Origin of the sequence: Halobacteriovorax sp. DPLXC-1 (assembly GCF_036903125.1) — a bacterium.
GTDB lineage: Bacteria > Bdellovibrionota > Bacteriovoracia > Bacteriovoracales > Bacteriovoracaceae > Halobacteriovorax_A > Halobacteriovorax_A vibrionivorans.
The window spans coordinates 1373632-1387515 of record NZ_JAYMCO010000001.1 but is presented as its reverse complement, the minus strand read 5'-3'; the positions used below and the strand labels follow the sequence as shown (position 1 = coordinate 1387515).

Below are 13884 nucleotides of genomic sequence, written 5' to 3'. Positions count from 1 at the left end.
TAATTTGGCTTAGATCGGCCAGACCGACTGTATCTGTCGGTCTTTAGAGGCTTTTAAAATAATCTAGACTTTCTGGATTTGATACCGCTTGAACATTATCGAGCTTGCGTCCGTTTATTAAACGACTTACGGCCATTTCCATTTTTTTACCTGAGCGTGTGTATGGGATGCCCTTCACTGCAATCACCTTCTTAGGCATATGCCTTGGTGTTGTGTTCTCACGAATACGCGAGCGAATTAGTTTGATATCTTCTTTTGAAAGTTCATGGCCATCTTTTGTGACAACAAAGAGCCATACTTCGACATCCCCATCAATATTCTTTCCGACACAAACTGAATCTTCAATGAAGTCAATGGTCTCAGTTTGACGATAGATTTCAGCAGTTCCAATTCGAACACCACCAGGATTAAGAGTAGCATCAGATCGCCCTAAAACTTGTGCACCACCTGTTTCAGTGATTTTAATAAAGTCACCATGATGCCAAACGCCTTTAAACTCTGCAAAATAGGCTTTATGGATTCTTTCGCCGTTATCATCATTTAAGAAATAAATTGGTCGAGATGGAAAGCTTTGAAGACAAACGAGTTCCCCTTCCTCACCTTTTACCTCTTTTCCACGAGAATCAAAACAAGTGACATCCATTCCAAGGCCTGCACATTGTAACTCTCCTCGATGAACTGGAAGAATAGGATTTCCTAAGAAGAAGCAACCAATAATATCTGTTCCACCAGATATACTTGAAAGCTGGATATCTTTTTTAAATTTATTATAAACATAGTCAAATTGCTCAGGTAGTAGCGGTGCACCTGTTGAGAGCATTGTTTCTAAAGATGAAAAGTCATATTTAGAAAGATCGATACCTGAATCTTCAAGGGCCTTTAAAAACTTAGGACTTGTTCCAAATATATTAATTTGTTCTTTTTCAATTAAGGAAATAAAGTCACCGAAAGTTGGATATGCAGGTGATCCTTCATAAAGAACTGTAGTTGCTCCAAAATAAAGTGAAGAGATCAACCAATTCCACATCATCCAACCACAAGTAGTGAAATACATTATTGTCGAATCTTCTTTTAGATTTGTATGTAAGCCTAATTCTTTAATATGGTTAAGTAATGTTCCTCCAATTGAGTGAACAATACACTTCGGCTTTCCAGTTGTCCCCGATGAATACATGATATAAAGAGGATCTTTAAAATCACACTCTATAAATTCGATTTCATCTTCACTTGGCTTTACAATATCACTCCAAGAGACGGCCTTATGAATTGATGAAACATCCATCCCCTCGCCCTTGAAATCAACGACAATAACTTTTTCAATACTATCAATCTTTGAAACAACAGCATTTATCTTATCTGTTAGATCAAAGTATTTTCCACCATATTCGTATCCGTTAACAGTAACAAGGACCTTCGGTTTTGATTGGCCAAAACGATCAATAACACCTTCGATACCAAAGTCACTTGAAGTCGAAGTAAATACTCCACCAAGAGCTGTTGTCGCTAACATTGATGTCGCAGTTTCAGTGATATTTGGCATATAACAAGCAAGAACATCGCCTTTAGAAATATGATCTTTTATGACTTTTTGTAATCCTGAAACATCTTTTCGCAATTGCTCAAATGTCGTTTTAATTGTTTTACCAGATTCTCGAACACTGCTTAGAGCAATATTTACATCACGGCCTTTCTTGAGCATATTCTTTGCGAAGTTAAGCTTCATATTTGGAAACCAACCATAAGTATCAAAACTTAGATCAGTACATACAGGCTCTAGCTCTCCGCTGAAATCAACATCATAGAATTTTACGAGTTCTTTCCAAAAACTATTTGGATTATCAACCGAGTACTTATGGAGAGAATGATAAGACTGGCAATCAAGGCCTTGAGACTTATTAATATACTTAATGAACTCCATCATATTTGATGACTGAATTCTTACGTTGCTTGGCGTGTATAAAATATTACTCACTTCTTCTTCCTCAGTACTCGATTATATTTAAAGCAGTCCTTTTAATGCTTGAGCGCTATCAGCTTCTACTTTTTCATGGAGAGAGTTTCCATGAGCATCCATTGTTACGACAACAGGAAACTCCTCAACAGTTAATTCCCAGATAGCTTCTGGTGAACCAAGATCACGCCAATAAACATTATCCACTGATTTAATCTTTTCAGCTAGAACCTGAGCTGCACCACCAATACCGTGGAAATATACACAGCCATATTCTCTACAACCATCAAGTGTCTTTTGACCCATTCCACCTTTACCGATAACTCCTAGGATTCCATGATCTCTCATAACTTCCCATTGATATGGCTCTTCACGAATTGAAGTCGTAGGCCCTGCTGCTTTTACTTCATATGTACCATCATCTTTTTCAAGAACGACTGGACCACAGTGATAAATAATTTGATTATTTAAATCAACAGGAGGTTCTGTGCCCTCATGTAAACGCTTATGTACAGCATCACGTCCAGTAAACATTTTTCCTGAAATAAGAACCATGTCACCAACTTTTAGTTCTCTTATTTGTTCTTTTGTAAAAGGATAATCTAGTCTTTTCATTTCGACCTCTTAGTATAACCAGTTCTTAATTTCGTTATTTGATTTTAGAGCAACACCTTGTCTTCTAAATGCCCAGCACATATATGAAACTGAAACAAAGAATGATGCTGGTAGACGGTTTAGATCTGTTACCTTACATCCAAGAAGAGTTGTCTTTCCACCAAATCCCATTGGTCCAATACCTAATTTATTTGCTGTTTCAACGATATCTTTCTCAAGAGCAGCAAGCTCTGGGTTTTCATTTGTATCATCAAGCTTTCTTAAGAATTGATCTTTAGCAGCGACATGACCTGTTCCACGATCACCACCAATACAAACACCTAGAACACCTGGTCCACATCCCTTTCCTTGTGCCTTTTGTACACAATCAAGAATCGCCTTTCTTACACCATCAAGATCACGTCCAGCATTTAGCTCTGTATTAGGAAGTGAATATTGTGCACCGACGTTTTCACATCCTCCACCCTTAAGCATTAGTTTTACATTTAGTGATTTTGACTTATGTTGTTCAAACTTAATGACAGGATGGCCACCACCGACATTCATACAGTCATTCTTTCCAGTAAGAGAATTAACAGAATTCTGTCTTAGGTATCCAATTTCAGTTGCTTTTAAAACAGCCTTCTCGCAGATTTTACGAAAAGCTGCTTGATCAAAGTCTTTAGGATGAGAAACTTTAAAAACAATTGTTCCAGTATCCTGACATAGAGGCTGAGACTTCATCTTTGCCATTTTAATATTTGCTTGAATGATATTCATTGCATACTCAGCAGTTGTGTTCTTTTCTTCTCTATGAAGGGCCTCAAGAACAACTTTCTGCACGTCGTCTGGCAGGACTGTAGAAGTAACACGAATTAGCTCAAGTAGAGAATCAAAAAGGGCCGTATTCTTATTTGGTAATTTTACTACTTTCTTCTTAGTTGCTTTCTTTGCTACTTTCTTCTTAGTTGCTTTCTTTGCTACTTTCTTCTTAGTTGCTTTCTTCGCTACTTTCTTCTTAGTTGCTTTTTTCTTAGCTACTTTTTTCTTAGTTGCTTTTTTCTTAGCTACTTTTTTCTTAGTTGCTTTTTTCTTAGCTACTTTTTTCTTAGCTACTTTTTTCTTAGCTACTTTTTTCTTAGTTGCTTTTTTCTTAGCTACTTTTTTCTTAGTTGCTTTTTTCTTAGCTACTTTTTTCTTAGTTGCTTTTTTCTTAGCTACTTTTTTCTTAGTTGCTTTTTTCTTAGCTACTTTTTTCTTTACGGCCATGGCCAACTCCTTAAATTATTTAATCGATATAGAAAAATCTTCCAAATTCATGTGCATACTTTTGAGTAATCATTCCGTATCCTGGATAGCTTACTCCATCGAGTTTAAATTTTTTCCCAAAGCCTTTTACGCCCCAAGAGTTTTTAAAATAATAAACTCCCTTATATTCAAACTCTTTCCAAGAACCATCTTCCATTTGCATCTTTGTTTCTACAATAACATCATCATCGTAACCAACAAGGATCATAGAATGGCCTCCTCCTTTGACAGAAGAAATTCGACGATCTCGAGTCCCAATCTCAGGATATCCAACAATACCTGCATACCATTTAGACTTATCACGCTCTTGAATTTCGTGAGTAATTGTCTTCTTAGAATTCCAAGAACCGTAATATAATTTAGTACCCATAATAACGGACTTCCCGTCATTTAACCATTGCTTAATTTTATTGAGGTCTCTTGATTTATATGATTTTTTTCTCTTAAATAAGTTACTTACTAAAGTATCTCTTAGATAAATTGATTCCTTTCTAATTGGAATAAAGTCAGGGTCAATTTGTGCAATATCATAATCAGACATTGTAAAAAGTCTTGGATCTCTTTGACCAAGTAAACAAGACTTTAAATACTTAGGAAGAACAACAAGGTGCCCGCATGTTTTCTTTGCAATATTAATTTGTGGGAAGTCTTCATCAAGAGATGGCCATTTTTTACGAGAGTAAGGCCATGTCTTTTCATAAACAACACCCATATCTAAGATGGCCCTCATATTCTTCGAAGTTGAAGAGCCTTCAGTGAGCTTATCTTTCATAATAATATACTCCATCCATTGCTCGGACAGATCTAACTCAACGGGTAAAAATCCTTGTTTACGTATCAACAAGTGCTCCACCATTCCAATGGCCGTAAACATTGTACAAGTGCCTCGAGAGCCTTGTGACTTTACAGCAGTTTGTAAACCAATGAGGCCGTGAATATCACTCTTAGATGGAAGCTCATCGGCATGGACTGAGCTAAAGAGAATTACCAAATTCAATAAAATAATTTTTATAAGTGTTGTGTTCATAACTTGAAATTTTGACCATTTAACTCGGTTTTAGCAAGATGCATTGCGACTTTAAATACTTATAAATTTATAAACAAGCAGTGCATAAATATTCTCTCACTTGAAGCCAAAATAGATTGCCTAATCAGCTCTAGGAGGGCACATTATAGGATATGATTTCATTGGCAGGATTAAACGACAAACAACGCGAAGCAGCTGAGACTATCGATGGCCCAGTGCTAATTCTAGCGGGCGCAGGTAGTGGTAAGACAAGAACTCTTACCTACCGAATTGCGCACATGGTCGACAACCTTCATATTCCTGGAAAGAGTATCCTTGCCGTATCATTTACAAATAAGGCCGCAAAAGAAATGAAAGAGCGCGTTATTACCCTACTTGGTAAACAAAAATCAAGAGGAATGACCCTTGCAACATTTCACTCTCTAGGACTTAAGATTCTAAAAAAAGAAATTACTCATCTTGGTTATCATAAGAACTTTTCAATCTATGATCAAACAGATCAATTAAGTATTATACGAGAAGGCCTTAGGCTTTATCACGATAATAAAGGTGCATTTAAAAAAGAGATCATTGCATCTAAGATTGGTAAGCTAAAAAATGAAGGGATAAAACCAGAAGACTTTGCAGACTCACCGTTTTTTGACGGTGAAGATCCATACGATCATGCAGTTAACTTCATGTATGAATTCTATCAAGATAAATTGAAATTCTATAATGCAATCGACTTTGATGACATTCTACTACTTACAGTTAGACTCTTTGATGAAAACCCAGAGTTGGCCCGCGAATATTCAGAACAATTTCGCTATATCATGGTCGATGAATACCAAGACACTAATCCATTACAATTTAGACTTATTCGTCATCTAACATGTGCCCATGATAATCTCTGTGTGGTTGGTGACGATGACCAGGCCATCTATTCATTTAGAGGTGCCGATATTTCTAATATTATTGGTTTTGAAAGAGACTACTCACGAGCTAAAGTTGTAAAACTTGAGCAAAACTATCGCTCAGTCTCACCTATTTTGAAATTAGCAAACTCAGTTATTAAAGAGAATAAAGATCGTCGTGATAAAACACTGTGGTCAGATAAGCCAAGTGACATGAAGCCAATTCTTTGGGAATTAGCGGATACTGATCACGAAGCAGAAATCGTTGTTGAAGATATTGTCTCCCACCAGTCAAAAGGTGGACATTTAGGTGATATTGCAATTTTATATCGATCAAATACACAAGCAGCACCAATTGAAGAACAACTAAGACTTTCACAAGTTCCTTATACAATTATTGGTGGTCAAAAATTCTACGAGAAGAAAGAAGTAAAAGATATCATGGCCTACCTTCAGGTAATCCGTAATCCGGCCGACCAAATGGCATTAAGACGGGTACTAAATGTTCCAAGTCGAGGAATCGGTATAAGAACACTTGAGAAGTTTCTTGAAGAAAGTGAGGCACATGAAATTGACTTATTTTCTGCGATGAAGAAATCTCCAGAACTTGCAGGAAGTCGTGAAGAAAAGATAAAAAACTTTGTTAAGCTAATTGAGAACACAAAGAATTACTTTGATAAGTATTCACTAAGTGAGGCCATAACAAACTTAATTGAAGACCTAAAATACTTTGAATACATCGATAAATGCTACGATCAAGCAAAACAGGCAAGTCGAAGAAAAGATGATATTCACTTCTTTATAGAATCAGCTGCTCGTTTTACTGAAAACTTTAAAGAGTCTGCAACTCTATCTAAATTCTTAGAAAAACTAATGCTACAAGACTCTCAAGATTCAAGAGATGACGATGAAGAAGATGACGATGTTAGAAAGAATGAAGTAACTCTTATGACGCTACATTCATCTAAAGGACTTGAGTTTAAACAAGTCTATATGATTGGAGTTGAAGAGGAACTTCTTCCACATAAGAGAACAATTATTAATAACGAAGGTGACGCTGAAGAGCGCAGACTTTGTTATGTTGGAATTACACGAGCACAAGAAAAGCTCATCATGACAGTGTGTAAAGAGAGAAAGATATACGGGAATATGCTTCCAAGACATCGCTCTCGCTTTATTGTAACTGATGATGCCAAGAGATTTTATCAGGAACAAGATCGCCAAAATTTTGGTCACCTTGAAAGCCAAGAAGAAGTTGATAAATATAAAAAGGACTTCTTTTCAGGGCTTATGAATCTTCTAGATTAAATTCAATTGTAACTGTGTTTGAAGAATAACCAGGTATAAGGCTTAAAAGAGCATCGAAGAAATCCTGATCGATTCTTACGCGCATACGGCTTACTTTACGACAGTCATAACTTCTTTGAGAAAGAATATCTCTTATTCGTCTCTCTTCTATACCAAAGCCAACAACTTTCTTGGATGCTTTGTAATCAAGGACTTCATCTTTTTTTGCCCAAACACCATTTCTTGAAGCACAGAACTGACTATTTAACTTCACACCACTTGCGCAAGAAGTAATTAAGAGTGAAACAAAGAGAAGATTAATAAACTTCATATTCATTCTCCCCAATATCTGTCACGGCCCTAACTTTTACATCCTTGCGTGAAAATAAACCCAGACTTAAAAACTTGACCCACTGATACCATGTTGTTTCGATTTCAGTTATCTCTACTCTCGAAACATATTCACTACGTCTTCTAAAGAAATCATTTCCCATTTTTACGTGATGTACCTTAGGTAAGGTTCCATAAAACATATTATCGTTAGTGTGATCACCTTTTAGAATAATGACTTCTCGATTGGCATGCTTTGAAATATGTAATAGACGCTCACCATCTCCAGTATAAAGAGTATGTGAGCAGGAAACAAAAAATATTAAAAAAATTAAGAATTTAATCTTAGTTACCTTTAAAGTCCGGGTTACGTTTTTCTTTAAGAGCACTTAGTCCTTCAAAGTGATCATTAGTTCTTTGAGCTATTCCTTGATATGCACTCATAAGATTTAAATGACTTTCCAGATCATCACGACTAGCACGCTTCATAGCTGTCTTAGTTAATTGTACAGCAACAGGAGCATTGGCCGCAATTTCATTTGCAGTAGCAGAAACAGCAAGTTTTAGATCCTCACCCGTTACAATATTATTGATAAGACCCATATGCATCGACTCTTTAGCAGTATAAATACGACCTGTAAGATACATCTCCATTGCCTTAGTATAACCAACTTTTCGAGTTAGAAAATAAGGTCCACCATCTCCAGGAACAAGAGATAGCTTACAGAATGTTTCACCAAATTTTGCATCATCACTAGCGATAGCAAGATCACACATTGCAACTAAGTCACAACCTGCACCGATAGCACCTCCGTGAACCATTGCAATAACTGGTGTTTGTAATTTTTCGATTGTACGAGGAATATTTTGAATTCCTTTAGAGTAACGGTTTCTTAACTCGAATGGCTCCCCTGCAAACATACCTTTTCGGGCCTGCATCGCTTTAATATCACCGCCAGCACAGAAGTTATCTCCTTCTCCACTTATAACAATAACTCTAACTTCACTATCAGTATCAGCATATTCTAAGACTTCAGTAAGAGATGCGATCATTTTATTTGTAATGGCATTTGCCATTTTAGGATTATCTAAACTAAGCCATAATACATGGCCGTTTTTTTCAACTTTTAATTGCTCAAACTCGTATCCGTAAATTGCCATTACATTCTTCCTTTATATGCTTGAAAAAACTTCGATGGAGCCTGATGTCCAATCTTTGATGTGATAAATTCACTTGCAGCATGAAGCTTATCCATATCAATACCAGTATCACATCCTAATTTATTTAAAAGATTAACCACATCATCTGTTGCAACATTTCCGCTGGCACCTTTTGCATAAGGACAGCCACCAAGACCTGCAGCAGATGAATCAAAGACAGTAATCCCCTCTTCCAGAGAAGCATAGATATTTGCTAAGGCCATACCTTCTGTATCGTGAAAATGCATGGCCATCTGATTAAGATCAAACTCATTTGCAATCATTTTAGTAATTCGTCTAACCTGTACTGGGTTTGCAACACCAATAGTGTCACCTAAAGAAATCTCATAACAACCTAAATCAAGTAATCTCTTTATCCCATCAATAATGGCATCATCCTCAATATCTTTTTCATAAGGACAACCAAAAACAGTTGAAAGATAGCCACGTAATTTCATTCCAGCATCACTAGCTTCACGAGCGACTTCGACTTGACGAGCGTGTGCTTCTTCAATTGTCGCATTTATATTTTTTTGATTAAAAGTATTAGAAGTTGCAGTGAACATACTAATCTCTTTTACACCTAAAGACTTAGCGACCTCGAGACCTTTTAAATTAGGAACTAAACAAGGAGTTGAGATCCCCTTGCCCTTTGTTAGTTCTAATACTTTAGGATAAAGATCTGCAGCGTCTTTCATTTGAGGAATTTTATCCGGACGAACAAAGCTTGTAATTTCAATAGTCTTAAGTCCCGTCTCACTTAGAAGACGAATAAACTCTAGTTTATCTTCGGTTTCTACAAAACTTTTTTCATTTTGTAGGCCATCACGAGGACCAACTTCAACAATTTTAATCTCTTTACTAAAATTACTCATAAATTATCCAATTATGCCAGTTCGACTAACTCGACTCCTCCATCAATCGTCTGACCTTCATTAACTAATATTGCATCGACTTTTCCGTCACGAGATGCTTTTACAGTATGTTCCATTTTCATTGCTTCCATTACAATCAGTGCATCGCCAACTGAAACAGACTGCCCTGCCTCAACGAGTACTTTCAATACTTTTCCAGGCATTGGAGAACTCATATCACCGGCTTCACCAGTAGCGGCACCAGAGCGTTTAGCAACAAGCCTCTTTGCTTCAACTCGTTTACTATTAACAATATATGCATTCTTTTGAGTTAAAATATGAAATGGAACATCATTAACCCATAGTGCATCTTCTTCAATATCAACTGCAAAAGTAAAATCGAAGAAGCGTACGATGAGTGAGCTTACGCCAGAAAATTTAAAAGTAGCAGTTAGCTCATTACCATCAACGATATAATGGCGAGTTTCTAAAGACTCACCGCTCATTCTAAAAGAATCGAAAAGGATATTATCTCTTAAGAAGTCATGCGCTAATGTAGCTGCAATTTCTTCTGCATAAACTTCAGCAGGGGCCAAGTCTTCTTCGTATGTTTTAACAAAGTGTGTATATGTGTCACCCTTTAAGAATGCATCATGCTTAAGAATACGTACAAGATAGTCATTATTAGTAGTTAAACCTTCAAAAGGTAGATGGTTTAATCCAGCTATCATTGTCCCAATCGCTTCATCACGATCTGCACCCCAAGTAATAACTTTAGCAATCATAGGATCAAAATTTACTGTGATAGAATTTCCATTCTTGTAACCTGTATCAAGACGTACACCGTCGATAGCATCACCTATGTATTCGAGACGGCCAATAGCAGGCATAAAGTCATTGTCAGGATCTTCAGCGTAGATACGACACTCTATCGCATGACCAATTTGTCTAATATCATCCTGAGTGAAATCAAATGCTTTACCACTAGCTGCAATTAGTTGTAATTCAACTAGATCAAACCCCGTTACCATTTCTGTTACCGGATGTTCTACTTGAAGACGAGTATTCATCTCTAAGAAGTAAAATTCGTTTCCATCTAAAATAAGCTCAATTGTTCCAGCACCGTGATAATTAATCGATTTCGTAATTTTAATCGCAGCGTCTGTCATGGCCTTACGTAGTTCATCACCTAATGCAAGTGAAGGAGTTTCTTCAATAATTTTCTGATGACGTCTTTGAATTGAACATTCTCTTTCAAAGAAATGGAAGTGATTACCGTGAGTATCACTAACAACTTGTATTTCAATATGTCGTGGGCTAGTGATGAATTTTTCAATAAGAACGATATCAGAACCAAAAGAGCTTAAAGCTTCACGCTTACAACTTTCAAGCTCAGCTAAAAAGTCTTGAGAACTTTCCACAATTCTCATTCCCTTTCCACCACCACCAGCAGAAGCTTTAATAAGGACAGGATAACCCATCTTATCAGCTTGTGACTTCAATAATTCAGGATCCTGGTTTTCGCCATTATATCCAGGGATAACAGGAACACCAATTTCGATCATCTTATCTTTTGAGCCTTTCTTATCACCCATAAGAATAATGTGCTCGGGTGTAGGGCCAATAAAGATAAGACCTGCATCTGTTACTTTTTGACTGAATTCTGCGTTCTCAGATAGGAAACCATAACCAGGGTGAATTGCATCACAGCCGCTATCTTTTGCGATTTGAATAATCTTATCCATATTTAGGTAAGTTTCACTTAGAAGGTTTCCTTCTAAATAATAAGATTCATCAGCAAATTCTCTTTGAGGAAGGTTTCTTTCTTCAAAAGTATAAAGCGTGACAGTTTTAATCCCGAGATTGCGACAAGTTTTAATTACTCGTAATGCAATTTCAGCTCGGTTAGCAATAAGAACTTTATTTATTTCTTTCATATTATTCTATTTCCAGTTTGGTTTTCTTTTTTCTAGTAATGCACTCATCCCTTCCTGACCTTCATCAGAAATTCTTTGTTTTGCAATAACATTACAAGTGTAGTCAGTAACTTCTTCAGTATTTCCAAGTCTCTCTTTAACACCAAAAATAAGCTTTTTTGCTTCTCTTTGAGCTTTGGGAGCAACTTTAATAAGTTGTTTTGCCATATGTACAATATCGGCATCGTAGTAACGATCAAGTGAAACTTGATGAACAAGACCAATCTCAAGAGCGCGTTTCCCATCAAATCTCTCACCAGTTAAGAAAAGATGGCGAGCATTTGATTCTCCAATTTTTGCAATAACAAATGGAGAGATAACAGCAGGAACAAGTCCAAGATTAACTTCTGTTAAACCAAATTTTGCACTCTCACTTGCAATAACAAAGTCACAACAAGCAACAAGTCCAACACCACCTCCAAGGGCGGCTCCATTAACTTTTCCAATAACTGGTTTTGAAAGATTATTAATCGCATGAAAAAGTCCTGCTAATTTCTTAGAGTCAGCAATATTTTCTTCCATCGAATAATCTTTCATACGCTTCATCCAATTTAGATCAGCACCCGCACAAAAAGACTTCCCTTCACCAGTTAGAACAACAACCCTTACAGAGTCATCGCTTTCAAGTCCAAGAAACTCTTCTGTTAGAGCAGCAATCATCTCATCGTTAAAAGCATTATGTACTTCGGGGCGATTTAAAGTGATGTAACATACACCGGCTTCTTCGCCACTCGTCTTTAATTCCTTAATATATCCACTCATATAAACTCCTTCTCAATTCTCATTACATTCTAAAGACACCAAACTTAGTCTCTTCTATTGGTGCTTGTTTACTTGCTTTAATAGCAGCACCTAAGATATCTCGTGTCTTATGTGGCTCAATTACACCATCATCCCAAAGTCGAGCTGTTGAATAATAAGCACTTCCCTCTTCTTCATATTTGTCTAAGATTGGTTGTTTAAACTGAGCTTCTTGTTCAGGAGTCATTGGAGCCTGACCTTTTGCTTTAAGGCCATCTTGTCTTACTGTCGCAAGAACTCCTGCAGCTTGCTCTCCACCCATTACTGAGATACGTGCATTTGGCCACATCCACATAAAACGTGGAGAATAAGCGCGTCCACACATACCGTAATTTCCAGCACCAAATGATCCACCAATAACAACAGTGAACTTTGGTACGTTTACAGTAGAAACAGCTGTAACCATCTTAGCGCCATGCTTTGCAATACCTTCTGCTTCATATTTAGAACCAACCATAAACCCTGTAATATTTTGCAGGAATACTAGTGGAATATTTCTTTGCCCACAAAGTTGGATAAAGTGAGAGCCTTTGATTGCTGATTCAGAAAAAAGAATTCCGTTATTAGCAACAATTCCTACTCTTTCACCACAGATCTTAGCAAAACCACACACTAGTGTTGGCCCGTACTTTTCTTTAAATTCATGAAAGCGTGATCCATCAACAATACAAGCAATGATTTCACGAATATCAAATGGCTTCTTCGTATCTCTAGGTAGAATTCCATAGATATCTTCTGCATCATATTTTGGCATTTCAAAATTAAAGTCATCTTCATTTTGAATGAAATTTGTATTTTCAACAATTGAGCGAGTAATCGCTAATGCGTCCTCTTCATCTTCTGCAAAGTGATCAGCAACACCAGAGTCACTTGTGTGAACTTTGGCCCCACCAAGAGTCTGAGCGTCTACTTCTTCACCTGTTGCGGCCTTTACAAGAGGAGGTCCTCCTAAGAAGATCGTTCCATTATCTTTTACAATAATTGATTCATCTGCCATTGCAGGTACATAAGCTCCACCAGCAGTACATGATCCTAGAACCACGGCAATTTGTGGAATACCTTGAGCAGACATTTGTGCCTGATTATAAAAAATTCTTCCAAAATGTTCCTTGTCAGGAAAAACTTCATCTTGCATCGGTAAGAATGCTCCACCAGAATCCACAAGATAAATACATGGTAGGCGGTTTTCACGTGCAACTTCTTGGGCTCTTAAATGCTTTTTCACAGTCATTGGAAAATATGTTCCACCCTTAACAGTTGCATCATTTGCAACAAACATGCACCAAACACCATGAACTTTTCCAATACCAGTTACAATACCGGCGCTTGGAATATCCATACCGTACATCCCATTAGCTGCTAATGATGAAAGTTCAATAAATGGAGATCCTGCATCGAGGATCTTATCAATACGTTCACGTGGTAAAAGTTTTCCTCGTGAATGGTGACGTGAAACAGACTTCTCTCCTCCACCTTGATGAGCTTTATTTACTCTTTGTCTAAGTTCTTCAACATTTGAAAAATGAAATTTGAAGTTTTCTTTAAAGTCGTCACTAGTGCGATCGACTTTCGAATGAATCGAAATCGTATCTTGCGAATTAGTCATAGAAAATTGCCTCTAATATTTGTAATAAAACTGAGCAATTTTATCTATTTATCATAG

Annotated in this window: 10 protein-coding genes and 1 pseudogene; 1 reads left to right on the top strand and 10 read right to left on the bottom strand. The window is 36.9% G+C overall.

The genetic code is table 11. The features are described 5' to 3' along the window. Window positions 1-43: 43 nt before the first annotated feature. The 3 genes and pseudogenes from VCM44_RS06645 to VCM44_RS06630 form a co-directional block, all read right to left on the bottom strand. Window positions 44-1972 (bottom strand): acetoacetate--CoA ligase, encoded by a 1929-nt coding sequence (locus VCM44_RS06645; RefSeq protein WP_199506664.1) that lies wholly within the window; start codon window positions 1970-1972, stop codon window positions 44-46. Window positions 1973-1999: 27 nt separating this feature from the next. Then, window positions 2000-3445: pseudogene (locus tag VCM44_RS15140) on the bottom strand (FumA C-terminus/TtdB family hydratase beta subunit); the annotation flags it as partial. A 388-nt stretch (window positions 3446-3833) separates the two neighbouring features. Beyond that, window positions 3834-4850 carry a C1 family peptidase gene (locus VCM44_RS06630; protein WP_133296978.1) on the bottom strand — a complete coding sequence of 339 codons (1017 nt, stop codon included), beginning with the start codon at window positions 4848-4850 and terminating at the stop codon, window positions 3834-3836. Between the two features lie 182 nt (window positions 4851-5032). Here VCM44_RS06630 and VCM44_RS06625 point away from each other — a divergent pair, with 182 nt between their 5' ends. Then, on the top strand, window positions 5033-7081 hold the full coding sequence (locus tag VCM44_RS06625; RefSeq protein ID WP_115363382.1) for an ATP-dependent helicase: 2049 nt from the start codon (window positions 5033-5035) through the stop codon (window positions 7079-7081). Here the strand turns inward: VCM44_RS06625 and VCM44_RS06620 are convergent. The 7 genes from VCM44_RS06620 to VCM44_RS06590 form a co-directional block, all read right to left on the bottom strand. Next, entirely contained in the window at window positions 7062-7391 is a 330-nt protein-coding gene (locus tag VCM44_RS06620; protein ID WP_120405034.1) for a hypothetical protein, read from the bottom strand. The genes VCM44_RS06625 and VCM44_RS06620 overlap by 20 nt on opposite strands. Further along, window positions 7378-7593, bottom strand: coding sequence for a hypothetical protein (locus tag VCM44_RS06615; protein WP_135420481.1), 216 nt, complete (start codon window positions 7591-7593; stop codon window positions 7378-7380). Before VCM44_RS06615 ends, VCM44_RS06620 begins: the two co-directional genes overlap by 14 nt. Before the next feature lie 142 nt (window positions 7594-7735). Next, window positions 7736-8551 (bottom strand): enoyl-CoA hydratase-related protein, encoded by an 816-nt coding sequence (locus tag VCM44_RS06610; RefSeq protein WP_115363388.1) that lies wholly within the window; start codon window positions 8549-8551, stop codon window positions 7736-7738. Next, a complete protein-coding gene (locus VCM44_RS06605; protein WP_334678354.1) occupies window positions 8551-9465 on the bottom strand; it encodes a hydroxymethylglutaryl-CoA lyase in 915 nt (304 codons plus the stop codon). Before VCM44_RS06605 ends, VCM44_RS06610 begins: the two co-directional genes overlap by 1 nt. Before the next feature lie 11 nt (window positions 9466-9476). Beyond that, window positions 9477-11381: an acetyl/propionyl/methylcrotonyl-CoA carboxylase subunit alpha gene (locus tag VCM44_RS06600; protein ID WP_334678353.1), complete on the bottom strand. Its 1905-nt coding sequence runs from the start codon at window positions 11379-11381 to the stop codon at window positions 9477-9479. A 6-nt stretch (window positions 11382-11387) separates the two neighbouring features. Continuing rightward, window positions 11388-12182 (bottom strand): enoyl-CoA hydratase-related protein, encoded by a 795-nt coding sequence (locus tag VCM44_RS06595; RefSeq protein WP_120405037.1) that lies wholly within the window; start codon window positions 12180-12182, stop codon window positions 11388-11390. A gap of 22 nt (window positions 12183-12204) precedes the next feature. Next, window positions 12205-13827 carry a carboxyl transferase domain-containing protein gene (locus tag VCM44_RS06590; protein ID WP_115363396.1) on the bottom strand — a complete coding sequence of 541 codons (1623 nt, stop codon included), beginning with the start codon at window positions 13825-13827 and terminating at the stop codon, window positions 12205-12207. Between the last annotated feature and the right edge of the window lie 57 nt (window positions 13828-13884).